17 protein-coding genes are annotated in these 17453 nt (G+C 62.4%); 5 read left to right on the forward strand and 12 right to left on the reverse strand.

The window, feature by feature from the left end:
* Positions 1 to 54 precede the first annotated feature (54 nt).
* The 5 genes from F3Y30_RS00585 (at position 55) to F3Y30_RS00605 (ending at position 4974) form a co-directional block, all read left to right on the forward strand.
* Positions 55 to 1104, forward strand: coding sequence for an NAD(P)-dependent alcohol dehydrogenase (locus F3Y30_RS00585; RefSeq protein WP_203424675.1), 1050 nt, complete (start codon positions 55 to 57; stop codon positions 1102 to 1104).
* 219 nt (positions 1105 to 1323) lie between these two features.
* On the forward strand, positions 1324 to 1725 hold the full coding sequence (locus tag F3Y30_RS00590) for a cupin domain-containing protein (RefSeq protein WP_203424676.1): 402 nt from the start codon (positions 1324 to 1326) through the stop codon (positions 1723 to 1725).
* 239 nt (positions 1726 to 1964) lie between these two features.
* Positions 1965 to 2948, forward strand: a complete 984-nt coding sequence (locus F3Y30_RS00595) for an aldo/keto reductase (protein ID WP_203424677.1) — start codon at positions 1965 to 1967, stop codon at positions 2946 to 2948.
* A 28-nt stretch (positions 2949 to 2976) separates the two neighbouring features.
* Complete coding sequence (locus tag F3Y30_RS00600) at positions 2977 to 3714, forward strand: SDR family oxidoreductase (RefSeq protein ID WP_203424678.1); 738 nt, start codon at positions 2977 to 2979, stop codon at positions 3712 to 3714.
* Positions 3715 to 3723: 9 nt separating this feature from the next.
* The gene (locus F3Y30_RS00605; protein ID WP_203424679.1) at positions 3724 to 4974 is read left to right on the forward strand and encodes a multidrug effflux MFS transporter; all 1251 of its coding nucleotides are present in this window, start codon (positions 3724 to 3726) and stop codon (positions 4972 to 4974) included.
* 73 nt (positions 4975 to 5047) lie between these two features.
* Here the strand turns inward: F3Y30_RS00605 and F3Y30_RS00610 are convergent, their stop codons facing one another.
* The 12 genes from F3Y30_RS00610 to F3Y30_RS00665 all read right to left on the reverse strand — a co-directional run bounded on the left by F3Y30_RS00610 (position 5048) and on the right by F3Y30_RS00665 (position 17339).
* A complete protein-coding gene (locus tag F3Y30_RS00610) occupies positions 5048 to 5968 on the reverse strand; it encodes a homocysteine S-methyltransferase family protein (protein WP_203424680.1) in 921 nt (306 codons plus the stop codon).
* Between the two features lie 2 nt (positions 5969 to 5970).
* Entirely contained in the window at positions 5971 to 6825 is an 855-nt protein-coding gene (locus F3Y30_RS00615; RefSeq protein WP_203424681.1) for an amino acid ABC transporter permease, read from the reverse strand.
* The gene (locus tag F3Y30_RS00620; protein WP_203424682.1) at positions 6815 to 7642 is read right to left on the reverse strand and encodes a transporter substrate-binding domain-containing protein; all 828 of its coding nucleotides are present in this window, start codon (positions 7640 to 7642) and stop codon (positions 6815 to 6817) included. Before F3Y30_RS00620 ends, F3Y30_RS00615 begins: the two co-directional genes overlap by 11 nt.
* A 269-nt stretch (positions 7643 to 7911) precedes the next feature.
* Positions 7912 to 8568, reverse strand: a complete 657-nt coding sequence (locus tag F3Y30_RS00625) for a methionine ABC transporter permease (RefSeq protein ID WP_203424683.1) — start codon at positions 8566 to 8568, stop codon at positions 7912 to 7914.
* The gene (locus F3Y30_RS00630; RefSeq protein WP_203424684.1) at positions 8549 to 9619 is read right to left on the reverse strand and encodes a methionine ABC transporter ATP-binding protein; all 1071 of its coding nucleotides are present in this window, start codon (positions 9617 to 9619) and stop codon (positions 8549 to 8551) included. The genes F3Y30_RS00625 and F3Y30_RS00630 overlap by 20 nt, the downstream gene beginning before the upstream one ends.
* Positions 9620 to 9700: 81 nt before the next feature.
* Complete coding sequence (locus tag F3Y30_RS00635) at positions 9701 to 10540, reverse strand: MetQ/NlpA family lipoprotein (RefSeq protein WP_203424685.1); 840 nt, start codon at positions 10538 to 10540, stop codon at positions 9701 to 9703.
* Between the two features lie 232 nt (positions 10541 to 10772).
* The gene (locus F3Y30_RS00640; RefSeq protein ID WP_203424686.1) at positions 10773 to 12161 is read right to left on the reverse strand and encodes an LLM class flavin-dependent oxidoreductase; all 1389 of its coding nucleotides are present in this window, start codon (positions 12159 to 12161) and stop codon (positions 10773 to 10775) included.
* A 36-nt stretch (positions 12162 to 12197) separates the two neighbouring features.
* Positions 12198 to 13463 carry an SfnB family sulfur acquisition oxidoreductase gene (locus F3Y30_RS00645; RefSeq protein WP_203424687.1) on the reverse strand — a complete coding sequence of 422 codons (1266 nt, stop codon included), beginning with the start codon at positions 13461 to 13463 and terminating at the stop codon, positions 12198 to 12200.
* Between the two features lie 83 nt (positions 13464 to 13546).
* Positions 13547 to 14359 (reverse strand): MetQ/NlpA family ABC transporter substrate-binding protein, encoded by an 813-nt coding sequence (locus F3Y30_RS00650; protein ID WP_210350381.1) that lies wholly within the window; start codon positions 14357 to 14359, stop codon positions 13547 to 13549.
* A 20-nt stretch (positions 14360 to 14379) separates the two neighbouring features.
* Entirely contained in the window at positions 14380 to 15039 is a 660-nt protein-coding gene (locus F3Y30_RS00655) for a methionine ABC transporter permease (protein WP_203424688.1), read from the reverse strand.
* The gene (locus tag F3Y30_RS00660; protein WP_203424689.1) at positions 15029 to 16102 is read right to left on the reverse strand and encodes an ATP-binding cassette domain-containing protein; all 1074 of its coding nucleotides are present in this window, start codon (positions 16100 to 16102) and stop codon (positions 15029 to 15031) included. The genes F3Y30_RS00655 and F3Y30_RS00660 overlap by 11 nt, the downstream gene beginning before the upstream one ends.
* Before the next feature lie 4 nt (positions 16103 to 16106).
* Entirely contained in the window at positions 16107 to 17339 is a 1233-nt protein-coding gene (locus F3Y30_RS00665) for an acyl-CoA dehydrogenase family protein (RefSeq protein WP_203424690.1), read from the reverse strand.
* Between the last annotated feature and the right edge of the window lie 114 nt (positions 17340 to 17453).

Here is a 17453-nt window from a genome sequence, read left to right on the forward strand (position 1 = left end):
GGCCACTGGTCTCGATACGCCCTGCATCATCAAAGTCGAGAGATAGAGCAACAGATGAAAACGATTGGATTTGCCTGCACCGCGGCCGACGCCCCATTGGAGCCTTTTGTCTTCGAGCGGCGCGCGCCCCGTGCAAACGATGTCGTCATGGAGATCCTCTACAGCGGCGTCTGCCATTCGGACCTTCATACGGCCCGCAACGACTGGGGCTGGACAGTCTATCCGAACGTTCCCGGCCACGAGATCGTCGGCCGCGTGATCGAGATCGGCACCGACGTCACCAAGTACAAGGTCGGCGACTACGCCGCCGTGGGCTGCATGGTGGATTCCTGCCAGACCTGCGATCAATGCCGCCGTGGCGAGGAGCAGCTGTGCCGGGAAGGCAATACGAACACCTACAATTCGCCTGACCGCATAACCGGAGAGATCACCAAGGGTGGCTACTCGAAGCATCTGGTCGTCCGCGAGGAATTTGCCTGCCGCATCCCCGATGGCCTCGATATTTCCCGTGCAGCACCGCTACTGTGCGCCGGCATCACCACCTATTCGCCGCTTCGTACATGGAATGTCGGGCCCGGCAGCCGCGTCGGCGTGATCGGCCTGGGTGGCCTCGGCCATATGGCGGTTAAGCTTGCCTCGGCGATGGGTGCGGAAGTCACGGTGCTGAGCCGCTCGGCCGATAAGGCGGAAGACGCCCGCAGCCTCGGTGCCGAAAAACTGCTCATCTCGACCAATCCCGAGGCCATGGAAGAGGCCCAGTCGAGCTTCGATCTGATCATCGATACGGTTCCGGTCCAGCATGATCTGGCTCCCTATCTGCCTTTGCTCGACGTCGATGGTACGCTCGTGATTGTCGGCCAGGTCGGCCCCATGAATGCCTTCAACAGCGTTCCGTTGCTGCTTGGCCGCCGCCGTGTTGCGGGATCGCCGATCGGCGGCATCCGGCAAACCCAGGAAATGCTTGATTTCTGCGCGCGCAAGAACGTCCTGCCTGATGTCGAGATGATCAGGATGGACCAGATCACGGAAGCTTTCGAACGAATGGAACGCGCGGACGTGCGATACCGCTTCGTCATCGACATGGCTTCCCTGGAACTTACCTGAGACCGAAACGGATGCGCTGGTCGCGCTTCCCGCGCCAGCGCATCCTCCGATCTGCGTTCAGCCGATCGCCTTCGGCTGAATTGCGGTCGAGCGGAAGACATATGAACCGAACGTATAAGTTCATGCCGTTTTGATAATCTTATCGGAATTCCTGCTGGGGTTTATAGTCCGCTCATGCACTTCAGCGATCGCGAGATCGTCGACGAAAAGGAGACTGCGATGAAGATAACGAAGGCAGGCACCGTTCCCTCGGCAAAGGGACCGGCAGACTACTTCACCGGGACGGTGCGCATAGACGGGCGGTTCCAGACCGACGCCCCGGCAAGAATTGGCGGAGCCATCGTCACCTTCGAACCCGGTGCCCGCACCGCCTGGCACACCCATCCGCTCGGACAAACCCTCATAGTTGTCTCGGGATTTGGGCGGGCGCAGCGAGAAGGAGGTCCCATTGAGGAAATCCGGCCCGGCGACATAGTCTGGTTCGAACCCGGAGAGAGGCACTGGCACGGGGCTTCACCCGACGTGGCGATGAGCCATATTGCGATCGCCGAGGCGCTGGACGGTAAGGCCGTCGACTGGCTGGAGCACGTCACGGACGAAGAATACGGATCCGGCAAGTAGACGAATTCCGGCGGGAAGGTGCGCCGACCATGCGCCGCAGGCATGGTTGCCCGCCCTCTCGCCGATAGTGCGGATCTATCTGGACACGATCGGGAGCGCCGAAGCTGCTGCTCCCGAGGCAATGCACGCAAGGTGCATCAACACGTAACATTCGTCGGCTCTGACACTCCGGCCCTGGCTCCGATGCCGGTGCTGTTGGCTGTCGTGCGCCGTCAAGACACCTCGCAAGGAGAATGAACATGCAAAAACGTTCACTTGGAAAAAGCGGCCTTGAAGTTTCGGCCATCGGCTTTGGCTGCATGGGCATCAACTTCGCCTACGGGCAGGCCATGAGCAAGACCGATGCCATCGCCTTGCTGCGCCATGCCTATGAGGACGGCGTCACCTTTTTCGATACGGCCGAAGCGTACGGCCCCTTCACCAACGAGGAAATCGTCGGTGAGGCGCTCGCTCCGATCCGCGACAAGGTCGTGATCGCCACGAAGTTCGGCTTTCTGGGTGAAGGGGGCAAACCGGGGCCGGACAGTCGGCCAGATCACATTCGCGCCGTCACCGAAGCCTCGCTGAAGCGGCTTGGCACGGACCACATCGACCTGCTCTACCAGCACAGGGTCGACAAGACGGTGCCGATCGAGGATGTCGCCGGAACAGTTCGCGATCTCATCGCCGAAGGCAAGGTGAAGCACTTCGGGCTGTCGGAAGCCGGTGTCAACACGATCCGGCGAGCGCACGCCATCCAGCCGGTGGCCGCGCTGCAGAGCGAGTATTCGCTCTGGTGGCGCGAGCCGGAAGCCGAGATAATCCCCACCCTCGAAGAGCTTGGCATCGGCTTCGTGCCGTTCAGCCCCCTGGGCAAGGGCTTCCTCACGGGAGCCATCGACGACACGACCGAGTTCAACGCGAACGATTTCCGCAACGTCGTGCCGCGGTTCGCCAAGGAGGCCCGGGAGGCGAACCGGTCTCTTGTCGATCTCATCGGCGGAATTGCCGAACGCAAGGGTGCCACGCGAGCGCAGGTCGCGATTGCTTGGCTGTTGGCCCAGAAGCCCTGGATCGTTCCCATCCCGGGAACCACGAAAGTGCATCGCCTGTTAGAGAACGACGGCGCGGCGAAGGTGGAACTGAGCGTATCGGAACTCTCGGAGATCGCATCCGCCCTCGATCGGATCGATGTCAAGGGAGAACGCTATCCCGCCAGCCTACAGGCTAACATCGACCGCTGAACCGACTGGAAGAGGAAAGGCAACTCCAATGGACGCAATCAAGGACAAGATCGTCGTCATCACCGGCGCCAGCAGCGGGCTTGGCGCCGAGACGGCGCGCCACCTCGTCGGCAATGGCGCCAGGGTCGTGCTCGGCGCTCGCCGCGTCGAAAGGCTTGAAGCCCTCGCGGCGGAGCTTGGCATTGGCAGTCAATCGGTGTTCAAGGTCGACGTCACCGACCGGGAACAGGTCAAGGCCCTCATCGATCATGCCGTCGAGCTTCATGGCCGCATCGACGTGTTGCTCAACAATGCGGGGCTGATGCCGCAGTCGCCGCTCGAACGCCTGAAGGTCGACGAGTGGGATCGCATGATCGACGTCAACCTCAAGGGGGTGATGTACGGGATCGCCGCCGCTCTTCCCCACATGATGAAGCAGAAGAGCGGCCACATCATCAACGTGTCATCGGTCGCCGGCCACAAGGTGCGTCCCGGCGGCGTCGTCTATTCGGCAACGAAGCATGCCGTCCGGATCATCTCCGAAGGCCTTCGGCAGGAAGTAAAACCTTACAACATCCGCAGCACGATCATCTCGCCCGGCGCGGTCGCGACCGAGCTGCCCGATCACATCACAGAGCCGGATGTCGCCAAGGGCATTCGTGACTTCTACGAGCAATATGCCATCCCCGCCGACAGTTTCGCGCGCTGCGTGCTCTTCGCCATGAGCCAGCCTGCCGATGTCGACATAAACGAGATCCTGTTCCGCCCGACTGCGCAGGAATACTGAGGCTCATCGATGTCATCACGAGCAGACGTTCGCCAGCGGGCGAACGGGTCTGTCGGCGAAGCTACGCCGGCAGCCGTCAGAAACCCCTGGCATGTGCTGGCTATCCTGAGCGCGCTGATGGGCTTTGCTTCCATCTCGACGGACTTCTATCTTCCCGCAATGCCGACTATGGCCGATGCGCTTTCCGCAGACGCCGGCAGCGTGGAATTCACGATCACCGGCTACCTGATCGGGTTCAGTATCGGCCAGCTCTTCTGGGGCGCGCTCAGCGACAGACATGGCCGCCGCATTCCCGTCGCCATGGGTCTCGTTCTCTTTGTGATCGGCTCGGCAGGTTGCGCGCTTTCGCAAAGTATCGGCGCGATCATAGCCTGGCGCATGGTGCAGGCGCTTGGCGCGTGCGCCGGCGTGGTGCTGGCACGCGCCATGGTCCGGGATCTCTACGAGGGCCCGCGCGCGGCGCAGATGCTGTCGACGCTCATCGCGGTCATGGCCATCGCTCCCCTGCTGGGACCCATACTGGGCGGCCAGATCGCAGCGATTGCCGGATGGCGGGCAATCTTCTGGACGCTCGTCGCCGTCGGACTGGCGACGCTCGCGGCACTCTTCAGCCTGCCCGAAACGCTTCCACTTTCGCGCCGCAGCTCCAAGCCTCTCCATGGTGCCTTCCGGGGTTACCTTACACTGCTCCGAGAAAGGACGATCCTCGCCTATGCGGGGGCCGGCGCCTTCTTCTATGCCGGCATCTATGCCTACATCGCGGGCACGCCCTTCGCTTTCATCACCTACCACCATGTCCCGGCTCAGTATTATGGCCTGCTGTTCGGCGCCGGCATCATCGGCATCATGGCGACAAATCTTTTGAACACACGCCTCGTTTCCCGCCTGGGCATGAACCGCATCCTTCTCGGCGGCGCGACCGTCGCGGCAGTGGCGTCCGTCGTGTTGGCCATCGCAGCCTTCGATGACCGGGGCGGCATCTGGGGGCTCTTTCTCCCGCTGCTGGTATTCGTTTCGATGACCGGTTTCATCGTCGCCAACTCCATCGCCGGTGCACTATCCGACTTTCCCACGCAAGCCGGCGTGGTCTCGGCCCTCGTCGGGGCCATTCAATATGGCAGCGGCATGGCCGGCTCCGGTCTCGTGGGTCTCTTTGCCGACGGCACGCCGTGGCCCATGAGCTGGGTCATCGCCCTCATGGGCGTCGGCAGCGCGCTCTGTGCTCTTGCTGTGCACGCAAGGCCGGGTGCTAAGGAATGAAGGGATAAGCCAAGACAATTCCACTGTTACGTTCGATCGGCGCCACCAGAAGCATCGCCCGCCAGACGGACGATCAGCCCGCCGTTGCTTTTTCCCGGAATGCACGGATGGCTTCGATATGCTCCGGTCCGATGCCGCAGCAGCCGCCGACAACCGAGGCGCCGTCCGCGAGCCAACGCTCGATCCACTTCAGGTAGTTTTCCGGATCGAGATCGGCGCGAATTTCGGAGATGCCGGCATAGGGCGTGTCCGAGGGCGGTTCGGGCGCGAAGGCGTTCGCATAGACCCCGATGGAAATTGCCCCCGGCACCTCGTTCACGACCTTGCGGGCTGCCCGCACCGCATCGCTCATCACCTCGGGCTGGCTGCAGTTGAAGAACACGCTGCTTGCCCCGGCGGCGAGCGTCCGGCGCACGGCATCCTCGACCGGCTCGCCCGAGCGCAACTCCGGCGGCCCTGTTCGTCCGTCTTCGTCTTTCAGCGTGTAGGAAACGTAGACGGGCTTGCCGTCGCCGATGACGGCGGCAAGCGAGGTCAGGGCCTCCACGGTCGAGCTCTGGGTTTCGATCAGCCACAGATCGACATGCGGCCGCAAGCCTTCGACGAGGCTTTCGATGATACGTGGCGCCTCTCCCGCCTGGAACCGTTCGGGCCGGTAGCTCTCGAATAGCGGCGGCAGCGACCCCGCGACCAGGACCCGCCGGCCTGCGCCGTCGGCAACCTCGCGCGCGAGACGCCCAGCCCGGTCGGCAAGGGTGCGCCCGTGGGCTGCAAACCGATCCTCTCCGAGCATATGGGGCACGAGCCCGTAGGAATTCGTGGTGATGATGTCGGTTCCGCTGTCGACATAGGCCTGATGGGCTCGAGAGACGTATTCGGGTGCCTCGATCAGGGAAAGAGCGGACCATTCCGGCAGGCGGAACGGTGCGCCGAGCCGTTCGAGTAGGCGTCCCATGCCGCCGTCGAGGATGGTGAAGGTGGGTTCGGTTGTCATTGCTATCCTCCCTGTCGACCGGCGGCGAAGCCCCGGCCGAAGCGCCGTTCCAGGCGATTCTGCACGAGCTCGAGTCCGATCGACAATAACCAGTAGATTGCAGCCGCCGTCAGCAGCATTTCCATGTAGTGATAGGTGGCCCGCCCGTAGGACTGGGCCAGGAAATTCAGTTCCCACAGCCCCATGACGGAGACCAGGGACGAATCCTTCAGCATCGAGATGAAATGCCCGCCGGCAGGCGGAATGATGATGCGCATCGCCTGTGGAGCGATGATCTTGAAGGCGATGACGCCGCGGCCGAGCCCCAGCGCCCTGGCGGCCTCGGCCTGTCCAAGCGGAACGGAAAGGATACCTGCCCGGATGGTCTCGGCGAGATAGGCGCCATAGTTGAGCGAGAGCGCCAGAATACCGGAAACGAATCCGGACAGCACGATCCCGAATTGCGGCAGCGCGAGGTAGATGATCAGCACCTGGACCAGCAGCGGCGTGCCGCGAAAAAACGACGCGTAGAAGGTCGCGCATCCGAAGGCCAGCGCATTGGACGAAAGCCGCCCCAGCGCCGTCAGAACAGCAACGACGAGCGAGACGATCATCGATGTCACGGTGATCAGGATCGTGAGCACGACGCCCTGGACAAACCCGTCCGGCGACAGGCGCAATCCCAGCATGAAGGGAAGCTTCTCCCCTATCAGGCCGAAATCGAGGCCGAGATTGTAGAAAAGGCTCAGCAACAGCGTCAGCAGCGCCAGCCAGACCAGTTGTACGCGCAGGCGAAAACCGGCAGGCCCGGACAGGGGAAACCGTGCCCGGACCCGCTCGGGATTCTCGACTGCTGGCAGAACGATATCAGAAGGCATATTTCGTGATATCGACCTTGAACCACTTCTCCGAGATCTTGGCGAGCGTACCGTCATCCTTCAGTTCGGTTATGACGCGCTTGATCTCCGCATCCCATTCAGCGTCGCCCTTGTCGGTCACCACGGCGTTCGGCTCGGCGAAGAGCGGCTCGCCAGCGAGCTTCAGCTTGCCGGTTGCGTCGATCTGGCCCTGCGCCGTCCCGAGCGAAGCGACGATGGCATCGAGCCGCACGCCTGCACCCAGCGCAAGGTTCTGGAAGTTGACGGTTTCGTCGTTCGGCACGACCTGAACTTCGCCGAAGGGAAACGCGATGGCAGGCTGGCCGGGGATCGAGAAATTGCGGTTTACATAGGCCTCATAGGACGAACCGGTGCCAACACCGACACGCTTGCCCGTGATGTCGGCCACCGACTTGATCGCCTGCTCATCCTTGTTCACGACCAGCACGGCCGGAACGCTATAGTAATTGACCGGGAAATTGACGACTTTCGCCCGTTCTTCCGTCGGCGTCGATGACGTGATCGCAATGTCCCACCGGCCCGCCCAACGGCCGCCGATGATCGTTTCCCAGCCGGGAGTTTCGAGCTTCAGCTTCACGCCGAGCTTGTCGGCAAATGCCTTGGCAACGTCCACATCAAAGCCGTCGAGCTCGTTCTTGTCGTTGATGTAGGCAAAGGGCGGATAGTCGTTCACAAGTGCATTGACGACCTCGCCCTTCTGTTTCACCCGGTCGAGCACTTCGCCCGCAAGGGCCGTCGTGGCGAAGGTGGAGAAGGCTAGAGCTGCAACGACTGTGGTTTTCAAAGATCTGGGCATGTGAACCTCGGAGTGGCGACGTGAAACGCTATGCTAGGCTTACCATCTTCAATCCAATAGACAGTAATTTCCATAGAATTTATCTATTATAGGATGGTATGCGATTTCTTCTGCAAATCTGACCATGTCTTGCTCAGGCACCTCTCCTCGTGCGCGAGGGGATTGGCGAAGTCGCCTGTGCCGGCCGTTCACGCGCTGCCGATCGGCGGTTCGATGCCTCGCAGTCCGAATCCATGCTTCGGACTGCGAGGGGTTGCGACCAGGCGTTGTCAGCCCCGATGGTCGAGCCGGGTGACGATCCGGTCACCCAGCCACTGTATGCCGCAGACGAGAACGATCAGAACGGCGACCACCGCGATCATGACGGTCGTTTCGAAGCGCTGGTAGCCATAGCGTATGGCAAGGTCGCCGAGGCCTCCTGCGCCGATGGCTCCGGCCATCGCGGACGCACCGATGAGGGTGACGATCGTCACGGTAAAGCCGGCAACAATACCGGGCAGAGCTTCCGGGATGAGCACCTCGCGAACGATTGTCCAGCGATTTCCACCCATGGCGCGCACCGCCTCGATGAGCCCCCTGTCGACCTCGCGCAACGACACCTCTGCGATGCGCGCATAATAGGGCGTCGCTGCGATCGACAGGGGCACGATCGCCGCCCATGTACCGATGGAGGTCCCGACGATCAGCCGTGTGACGGGAATGAGCGCGACCAGCAAGATGATGAAGGGCAACGACCGGAACGCGTTGATCACAGCCCCAAGCAGGCGGTTGATCGAAAGGTTCTCGGCGATGCCGCCGCGCGATGTGACGACCAGAGCCAGACCGAGCGGCAGACCGAACACAAGCGAGATGAAACCGGAGGCGGCCGTCATAAGGATCGTTTCCCAGAGCGACTGGATGAGCAGTTCAACCATGATCGGCGACATGACCGAGCACCTCCACCTGTGCGCCGAGGCGCTCTGCGAATGAAACCAGGCGACCGGCGGAACCGGTGCTCACGGAAATGAAGAACCGGCCGACAGGCTGCTCCCGGATATGATCGACACCGCCATGGATGAGGCGGTAGCCGTTCGGAAACGCATCCGAGAGATCCTGCAGAAGTGGCCCGGCCGCCGCGGGACCGGCGATGTCGACTGCGAGTACGGCATCGCCCTTTGCGGTCTGGGACAGCTTCTCCGCGATGTGGGCCGGCAGTTGCGGACGGATGCCGCTGAGCAGGCTTTTGGTCGTTTCGGCCTGGGGTCTCGAAAAGACCTGCCACACCGGCCCCTCCTCGACGACACGGCCGGCATCCAGCACGGTGACGCGATCGGCGATATTGCGCACCACCTCCATCTCGTGGGTGATGAGCAGAATGGTAAGTCCAAGCTTACTATTGATGTCTCTCAGAAGAGCCAGGATCGACCGCGTCGTTTCGGGGTCGAGTGCCGAGGTCGCCTCATCGGAAAGCAACAGCGCCGGGCTCGCGGCAAGTGCGCGCGCGATGCCGACGCGCTGCTTCTGCCCCCCGGAGAGTTCGGAAGGATAAGCCTTGGCCTTGTCCAGGAGACCGACGAGCTCGAGCAATTCGGCGGCGCGTGCCAGCCGCTTTGCCTTCGGCCAGCCTTCGATCTTCAGCGGCAAGGCGACATTCTGTTCCACCGTCTTTGCCGAGAGAAGGTTGAAGTGCTGGAAGATCATGCCGATCTTCCGACGGAGCGGCTGCAGTTCGACCTCGCGAAGGCTGGTGATCTCCCTGCCCTCGATCTGGATCTTGCCGCTATCCGGCCGTTCGAGCCCGTTAAGGCAGCGAATGAGGGTGGATTTTCCCGCACCGCTTCGTCCTATGATGCCAAGGATCTCACCACGCCGGACACCGAGAGAAACACCGTCGAGCGCTGCGGTGTCGCCGAAGCGCCGTCTGACGTCGGTCAGCCGGACGACGTCGCTGCCGCTTACCTCCATCTCCCCGGATGTCCATGATACGTGACTGTTCATTCTGCTTGCCTTCGAAACGGTGAGACAGCCCGCGACGCCGATTGCGCGTCGCGGGCTGTCTCGATTGACGGTTGGCTGCTCTTAGTAGGCGCTGATGCCGGTACCCTTGTAGACACGGTCGAACTCGGCCTTCACGGCGTCGTTCTGATAGGCCGCGACGAGCGGCTTGACCCACGCCTCATCCTTCGATTCTTCGCGGACCGCGATGAAGTTGCGGTACGGGTTCTCGGCCACCGGCTCCTGCGCAATGCGGTTTTCCGGAGTGAGGCCGCTCTTCAGTGCCCAGTCCGTGTTGACGACGGCCGCATCGAGATCCTCGACCGAGCGGCCGACGATGCCGGCATCGAGCTCCTTGATCTGGATGTTCTTGGGATTTTCGGAAATGTCGGCGATGGTCGCCAGAATTCCGGTACCGTCCTTCAGCTTGATCAGGCCTTCGTTCTGCAGAACGCGAAGTGCGCGGCCCTCGTTGGAGGGGTCGTTCGGGACCCCGATGATGGCACCTTCCGGCAGTTCGGCCGTCTTGGCATGCTTCTTCGAGTAGAGGCCGATCGGCCAGACGCCGGTGTAGCCTACCGGCACGATCTTGTAGCCCTGCGTCTTGATCTGGTTCTCGAGATACGGAAGGTGCTGGAAGGCATTCGCATCGATCTCACCGCGGGAGAGCGCTTCGTTCGGCTGGGTGTAGTCGTTGAAGACGACCGTCTGGATGGTCAGGCCCTTCTTGGCGGCCTCGGCCGTCACCACACGCCAGACATCCTCGTCCTCGCCGGAGATGATGCCAACCTTCAGTTCCGTCTTGTCTTCGGCGAACGCCGGAGCCGAAGCCGAGTAGGTCGTGACCGCTACGGCGACAGTCGCCAGGGCGGCAAGCGCCACGCGGCGGGAAAAGAGTTTATTTTCAAGGAGGTTCTTTGACATGGTAATCTTGCTCTCGCCATTGGGAAGATCGACTTCGAAACGTCAGCGTTTCTGGCATCAAGATCGCAAATGCCGATTTTCCGGACAACGAATGGCAATTTGTTAGGCAAAGCGAACGTGAACTTTCCCTATCGCCAATCGAAGCCATCAAGAAAAATAATTTCTATTGAATTTATAGACTACATTGTACCAGACAAGACCCGACGCCTTGGAAGAAGTATTGAACGCGCCTCTACCGTTCGTATTCGAGCGAACTGCTCGCGGCGGCCGCGCCGGGCCTGAAACGCGCGCCGGGATGACGGTCCGGCAGACGGTCGCCTTCCCCGAACAACCGGTTGCGGAGGCTCCCTTTCGCGTAGGCGGTCTTGTATCGGCCGCGTTCCTGCAGCACTGGAACGACGAGATCGATGAAATCCTCGTAGCTTTCCGGCGTCACTGTGCGGGCGAGATTGAAGCCATCGATCTCCCCCTTGTCGACCCATTCCTCAAGTGCATCGGCCACCTGTGCCGGATCGCCCACGATCAGCGGGTACCGTCCGCCAATCGCCAGGTCGGAAAGGATGCTGCGCTTCGTCCAGCCGCGTTCGCGCGCGAGATCGACCGAGGACTGAACGAAGTTGCCCTTGCCGTAGGTGATCTTCTCATCGAGGTCGTATTGCGAAAAGTCGATGCCCGTGCCGGCCGAAAAGTGGGCGAGGCCCGCCTCCGGGCTCGCATAGCGAACATAGTCCTCGTATTTCTCCCGCGCGGCGTTTTCCGTCCTGTCAACCACGACGGTGACGCCGGCAAAGATCTGTACGTCCTCCGCTCGCCTACCTTGCGCAACCGCCCCTTGCCGGATCGCACGCGAAGCGGTCCGTGCCAGGGTTGTATCCGGCGAAGAGATGAATACGCATTCGGCGTGCCGGGCAGCGAACTGCCTGCCGCGGCCGGAGGTGCCTGCCTGGTATAGGACGGGCGTGCGCTGGCGCGACGGTTCGCTGAGGTGATAGCCTTCGGCGCGGTAGTATTTGCCCTCGTGCCTTATCTTTCGCACAAGCCGCGGATCCGCATAGACCCTCGCATTCCGGTCACGCAGCACGGCCTTGTCGTCCCAGCTGCCTTCCCAAAGCGCATAGAGCAGATCGAGACATTCGTCCGCGCGATCGTAGCGCGTGTCGTGTTCGCCGAGCGCTGCTTGGCCCACGGCACGGGCCGCACTGTCGAGATAGCCGGTGACGATGTTCCAGCCGATGCGGCCCTCCGTCAGGTGGTCCAGCGTCGACATGCGGCGCGCGAAAATATACGGCTCCTCGGCATGCACGTTCACGGTGACGCCAAAGCCCAGTCCTTTGGTGACCGCGGCCATTGCGGAAACCAGCATCAACGGATCGTTGACAGGAAGCTGGATCGATTCCTTCAACGTCAGGTCCACGGACTGCTGGTAGACGTCGTAGACGCCGACGATGTCCGCCAGGAACAGGCCGTCGAACAGACCGCGCTCCAGGGTCGCCGCGAGCGACGTCCAGTAGTCGAGCCTGTGATACTGGTCAGACCGATCGCGCGGATGGGTCCACAGACCGTGATTGATGTGACCGACGCAGTTCATGTTGAACGCGTTGAGGAGAATTTCTTTTGGCATGCGCGAACTCACGGACAGCGTTCGAAATGCACCCTGTCAGATCCAGGAATGCAGCGGCGGTTGGACGCCGTTCAGATAGTACTGGCCGATCGCATGGAATTTCCAGCGCACGGGATCATGAAGCGTATGCGTGCGGGCATCACGCCAGAAGCGATCGAGATTGTGCATGCCGAGCGTCGAACGCGTGCCGGCGAGCTCGAACAGCTTGTTTGCTGCGGCAAGCGCCACCTCGGTCGTCAGAACCTTCGCCTCGGCCACGGCAATCTTCGCCTTGGCGATCGTCTCGTCATTGACCTCGGCAATGGTTTCGTCGAGCTGCCGGCCGGCCCGCTCGAGCAGGGCTTCCGCGGCATGCAGGCGGATCTTGAGATCGCCGATCGCGGCAATCGTGTAGGGATCGTCGCCTGCCCTGTCCGCGCCGCTGTCGATCCATGGCCGGGCATGATTGCGCACGAGATCGATGGTCTCTTCGATCGCGCCCCGCGCGATCCCGGCATCGATCGCCGCATGGATAAGCTGGCTCTGAGGCCCCACCGCACTCTGGTTCTCGTAGACGATGTGGGCGGGCAGAACCCGGCTTTGCGGGATCGGCACCGCGTCCAGTATCACGGTTCCGCTCGCCGTGGTGCGCTGGCCGAAGGCCGACCAGTCGTTGACGACCTCAAGGCCCGAGGCGTCACGATCGGCAACCGCGACGACGACATGCCCCTCCTCGTCGAGAGCCACGATCGGTACAAGATGGGCAAAGAGCGCGCCGGTGGAATAGAATTTTCGGCCCGTCACGGTGAAATTCTCACCGTTGCGGACCAACTTCGTCTCGAAGGCTTCGACGTTCTTGCCGCCGAACTCCGAAAAAGCGTTGCCAAGGCGCTTGCCCGAAAGGACGGCGCCAAACAGTTCGCGCTTCTGCGCCTCGCTCCCGGTCTGGCGGATGACATCGATGATCTCGAAGCTGTTCTGGGCGATCTGTGTCAGTGAAGGGTCGCCGGCCGCGAGTGTCGCGAAAACCTTCGCAAGGGTCACCTGGGAGACCTCGGCCCCGCCATAGGCCTTCGGAATGGTGATCCCCCACAATCCGCTTTGCGAGAAGAGATTGACTTCCGCGAAAGGAAGGCGCCGCTCACGATCCCTCTCCTTCGCCTCGGCGGCAAATAACGGCTGCAGGCGTTCGGCCACTGCAAGCGCTTCGGCCTCGCCGGCGATCACGTGCGCCGGCGCGGACGGCGCGCTCGGCACCCAGCCGGGCTGGCCGGGAGCCGGGGTGGAAGGAAAGCTTGTCGCGGCGACTTTGGTTTGCGTCATGATCTCATCGTTTCTCGATCGGGAAGAAAAACGGCCGGACCGCGTCATGGACAGCGGCCCGGCCAGCCTTGGGAGGCTATTCGTCAGAAGGCGGCGATGACCTGGCCCTTGTAGTGATCTTCGATGAACGCGCGCGTCTCGGCACTGTTGAGCACCTTGGCAAGCTTGGCGACGCGCGGATCATCCTTGGTTTCGGGACGCGTAACGAGATACTCGCTCCAGACATTGTAGCCATCCTGGCCACGATCGATCAGCAGCGACTTGGAGATGTCGAGCTTGGCCTCGAACACGTAGTTGCCGTTCAGCGCCGCGAGATCCACCTCACCCAGCGCGCGCGGCAGAAGGGCCGATTCCAGTTCGACGATCTTCAGGTTCTTCGGGTTCTCGACGATATCCTTCACCGTTGGCAGCGGGTCTTCCGGCGAGGTCAGTTCCGGTTTGCCGGAAACCTTGATCAGGCCGAGCTTCTGCAAGAGCAGCAGGCCGCGCCCGCCATTGACCGGATCGTTCGGGATCGCGACGGTCGCGCCATCCTCAAGCTTGTCGATCGAGTCGATCTTTGTCGAATAGGCAACGAAGGGCTCGATATGGACGGGAACGATCGGAACAAGATCCGTGCCGCGCTGCTTGTTGTAGTCGTTGAGGAACGGCCTGTACTGGTAGTAATTGGCGTCGAGTTCGCCGGAAACGAGCTGGGCGTTCGGCTGGATGTAGTCCGTGAACACCCGAACATCGAGGTCGAGCCCGTCCTTGGCCAGGATCGGCTTCACGAATTCGAGGATCTCGGCATGCGGGATTGCGGTGGCGCCAACGACCAGCGTCTCGTCGGCCTTGGCGGATCCGATGGCTGCAAGAGCCAGGCCGGCCGCGATGGTGAGTGTTCTAAGGATGCGCATTTGGGTCCTCCGACTGCTGTTCATTTGCGGGAAAAGTGGATGACGAGGCGGTTGCCGCCCGCCTGGATGAGTTGAACGAACACGATGAGGATCGCGACGCAGACCAGCATGATCTCCGTCTGGAACCGGTGGTATCCGTAGCGGATGGCGAGATCGCCGAGGCCGCCGCCGCCGATGGCGCCGGACATGGCCGTGTAGTCCACGAGCACGATCGCGGTGACGGTCACGCCGGCAAGCAGGCTGGGCAGAGCTTCCGGCAGGACGGCGCGCAGGATCGTCTGCGAGGTCGAGGCGCCCATGGCGAGGCTCGCCTCTATGATGCCCCTGTCGACCTCGCGCAGCGCCGTCTCGACAAGCCGCGCAAAGAAGGGCGACGTACCGACGACGAGCGGAAAGATCACGCCCCGGATGCCGAGTGATGTTCCCGTGACGATGACCGTCACCGGCATCAGAACGATCAGCAGGACGATGAACGGTACCGACCGGATTATGTTCAGCACGAAGGAAAGGCTGCCATAGGCGACCGGTGCCTGAAAAAGCTGCTGGCGTCCGGTGAGGTAAAGCAGGATGCCGAGCGGGAGGCCGACCAGGACGGTCAGAGCCAGGGCTCCCCCGACCATGGCCAGTGTCTGGCCGAGCGCCGCACCGATGTCGCCCCAATAGAGATTGTCAAACGACATGGAGCGACCTTTCCGAAAGCTGCTTAGAAGCGGCAGCGAGTTCATCCGCAGGCACACCGCCCTGAAGCTCGACATCGACGCCGCTTGCGCGCAGGCCGGCGATCGCTCCCGCAACATCGCGTCCGCTCAGGGAGACGATGAACTGGGCATAGGGCATGTCCCGGATGTGCCCCACGCGACCGGCGAGAATGCTGTAGTCAACCAGGTTTTCCCGGGCGATCCGCCCGAGGATCGGCTTGTGCGCCGTCGCCCCCGTGAAGGTCAGCCGCGCGGTCCGGCCGGCGAGATCAATCGCTGTCGCACTATCCGGCAAGCCGCCATCGGGTTCGGCCTCGCGAACGAGCCTCAGCGTGGCCGGATGACGCGGGTGGAGAAAGACGTCGGCGACCGTGCCCTGTTCGACGACATTGCCGCCATCGAGCACCGCGATGCGGTCGCAGGTACGCCGGATCACGTCCATCTCGTGGGTGATCAGGACAATCGTCACGCCGAGCTCGCGGTTGATCTCTCGAAGCAAATCGAGCACGGCGCCCGTCGTCTGCGGGTCGAGAGCACTCGTTGCCTCGTCGCAAAGGAGAACCTTCGGCTCGCAGGCAAGCGCCCGGGCGATGCCGACGCGCTGCTTCTGGCCGCCGGAAAGCTGGCGCGGATACTTCTGGGCATGTTCGGTGAGGCCGACGCGCGCGAGCAGCGCTGCCACGCGCTCAGCAATTTCGAGCTTTCCGAACTGCCCTGTGAGCTCCAGCGGATAGGCGACGTTTCCGGCGACCGTGCGGGCGCTCAGCAGGTTGAAATGCTGGAACACCATGCCGATCGACCGGCGCAGGTTCTGCAGCCGCTCGCCCTTGGCGTCCGTCACCCGTTCGCCACCGACGAAGACATCACCGCCGGTCGGACGCTCCAGCAGATTGATCAACCGCACGAGCGTCGACTTGCCCGCGCCCGATGAGCCGATGATGCCGAAGATCTCGCCTTTCGCCACCGAGAGATCGATGCGGTCGAGCGCGACGACTGGTCCGTCCTTGCCGGCGAAGCTCTTCGTGATGCCTTCGAGCCTGATCATCGCCTCATCCTCCGCTTGCGCCGATCCGCCACTGATAGGGCGGCGGGGTGCCGTTGACGGCGAAGTCACCGATGATGCGGTGCTTGTAGATACGGGGGTTATGGGACGCGAGGGTCCGGGCATTGCGCCAGTGCCTGTCGAGGCCGGCCGGCTTCTTGGTCGCGGAAGCGCCGAGTGCGTCGAAGAGGAGGGTCGAGGCGTCGAGAATCAGGTCGGAAACGACGGTTTGCGCCTGGGCAGTCTCCAGCTCGGCAAGGGCATTCGCCGTCTCCTCCGCTTCCGGGTCTCTGGAGAAGTGCGTTTCGAACGCGCGTTCCAGACTGTTTGCGGCCTGAAGCACGATTGCGCTCGCCGCGTAGGCTGCTGCGCGTATGCGGCCGACCACCTGCAGCACCTGCGGATCCCGGCTGGAAACAGATGCGGCAGCATGCGTATAGGTGCGCTTGCGCTCGGCAACCGCCTTCGCCACATCATTGGTGATCGCGCGCCCGATCCCCGCGAGAGTCGCCAGATGCACCAGCTGGTAGAAGGCGGCACTGTATTTGAAGCGGTCGTCATCGACCACGACCTGGTCCGGAGCAATGGCGACATCGCGGAACGTTGCCGTGCCGCTCGCGGTCAGCACCTGGCCGAAGCCGTCCCAGTCGTCGATCACCTCGACACCGTCCGCATTGCGCCTCACGGCGACCGAGATCCCCTCGCCTTCAGCGTCCGACGCCCCGACATCGATCCAGTCGGCAAACAGCGAACCGGTCGTGTAGTACTTCGCGCCGTTGAGAACGAGCTTGCCGTTCTTTTCCGCGACCTGGGTGGAAAACCGGGAAAGCGCTGCCCCTTCGCCGATCTCGCTCCACGCGCTGCCGACGATTTCTCCACGGGCGATGCGCTCGAACCAGATGGCACGGCGGTCCGGCGAACGGGAATTGAGGATATCCTCGGTAAAGCCGAAATGGGCGCGCAAGGCCTGCGTTACGTTGGAATCCGCTTCGGACAGCTCGATCAGCAGGTTGAAGAACTGCGGCAAGGAAGCTCCCCGGCCGCCATTCTCGCGCGGAAGTCGCACGGCCCCGAAGCCGGCCTCCTTCAGCTTGCGGATGGCTGCGTGAGGGAGGTCCCGCTCCTGATCCCGTCGCGCTGCCTCCTTCGCGATATCCTCGAAGATCGGACGGAAGGGAGCCGACAAGGCCTCATAGTCGTTTCCCGGGGCGGAGCCCCAGGCATAGGTGAGCTGCGTCATTCTTCATGTGCCTGTGCAATCGTGACGAGGCGCCTTGCCCTGTCGCATCCGATGCCGGCACCGATCGTAAGCCGCGGCGCGACTTAATACAGAAATTATATCTTTTTTATAGAT

Origin of the sequence: Sinorhizobium sp. BG8, assembly GCF_016864555.1 — a bacterium.
Taxonomy (GTDB): Bacteria; Pseudomonadota; Alphaproteobacteria; order Rhizobiales; family Rhizobiaceae; genus BG8.

Bases quoted from the DNA above. Each gene is read 5' to 3' on its own strand.
- F3Y30_RS00585 (WP_203424675.1), top strand. From the start codon at position 55: ATGAAAACGATTGGATTTGCCTGCACCGCGGCCGACGCCCCATTGGAG.
- F3Y30_RS00590 (WP_203424676.1), top strand. From the start codon at position 1,324: ATGAAGATAACGAAGGCAGGCACCGTTCCCTCGGCAAAGGGACCGGCA.
- F3Y30_RS00595 (WP_203424677.1), top strand. From the start codon at position 1,965: ATGCAAAAACGTTCACTTGGAAAAAGCGGCCTTGAAGTTTCGGCCATC.
- F3Y30_RS00600 (WP_203424678.1), top strand. From the start codon at position 2,977: ATGGACGCAATCAAGGACAAGATCGTCGTCATCACCGGCGCCAGCAGC.
- F3Y30_RS00605 (WP_203424679.1), top strand. From the start codon at position 3,724: ATGTCATCACGAGCAGACGTTCGCCAGCGGGCGAACGGGTCTGTCGGC.
- F3Y30_RS00610 (WP_203424680.1), bottom strand. From the start codon at position 5,968: ATGACAACCGAACCCACCTTCACCATCCTCGACGGCGGCATGGGACGC.
- F3Y30_RS00615 (WP_203424681.1), bottom strand. From the start codon at position 6,825: ATGCCTTCTGATATCGTTCTGCCAGCAGTCGAGAATCCCGAGCGGGTC.
- F3Y30_RS00620 (WP_203424682.1), bottom strand. From the start codon at position 7,642: ATGCCCAGATCTTTGAAAACCACAGTCGTTGCAGCTCTAGCCTTCTCC.
- F3Y30_RS00625 (WP_203424683.1), bottom strand. From the start codon at position 8,568: ATGTCGCCGATCATGGTTGAACTGCTCATCCAGTCGCTCTGGGAAACG.
- F3Y30_RS00630 (WP_203424684.1), bottom strand. From the start codon at position 9,619: ATGAACAGTCACGTATCATGGACATCCGGGGAGATGGAGGTAAGCGGC.
- F3Y30_RS00635 (WP_203424685.1), bottom strand. From the start codon at position 10,540: ATGTCAAAGAACCTCCTTGAAAATAAACTCTTTTCCCGCCGCGTGGCG.
- F3Y30_RS00640 (WP_203424686.1), bottom strand. From the start codon at position 12,161: ATGCCAAAAGAAATTCTCCTCAACGCGTTCAACATGAACTGCGTCGGT.
- F3Y30_RS00645 (WP_203424687.1), bottom strand. From the start codon at position 13,463: ATGACGCAAACCAAAGTCGCCGCGACAAGCTTTCCTTCCACCCCGGCT.
- F3Y30_RS00650 (WP_210350381.1), bottom strand. From the start codon at position 14,359: ATGCGCATCCTTAGAACACTCACCATCGCGGCCGGCCTGGCTCTTGCA.
- F3Y30_RS00655 (WP_203424688.1), bottom strand. From the start codon at position 15,039: ATGTCGTTTGACAATCTCTATTGGGGCGACATCGGTGCGGCGCTCGGC.
- F3Y30_RS00660 (WP_203424689.1), bottom strand. From the start codon at position 16,102: ATGATCAGGCTCGAAGGCATCACGAAGAGCTTCGCCGGCAAGGACGGA.
- F3Y30_RS00665 (WP_203424690.1), bottom strand. From the start codon at position 17,339: ATGACGCAGCTCACCTATGCCTGGGGCTCCGCCCCGGGAAACGACTAT.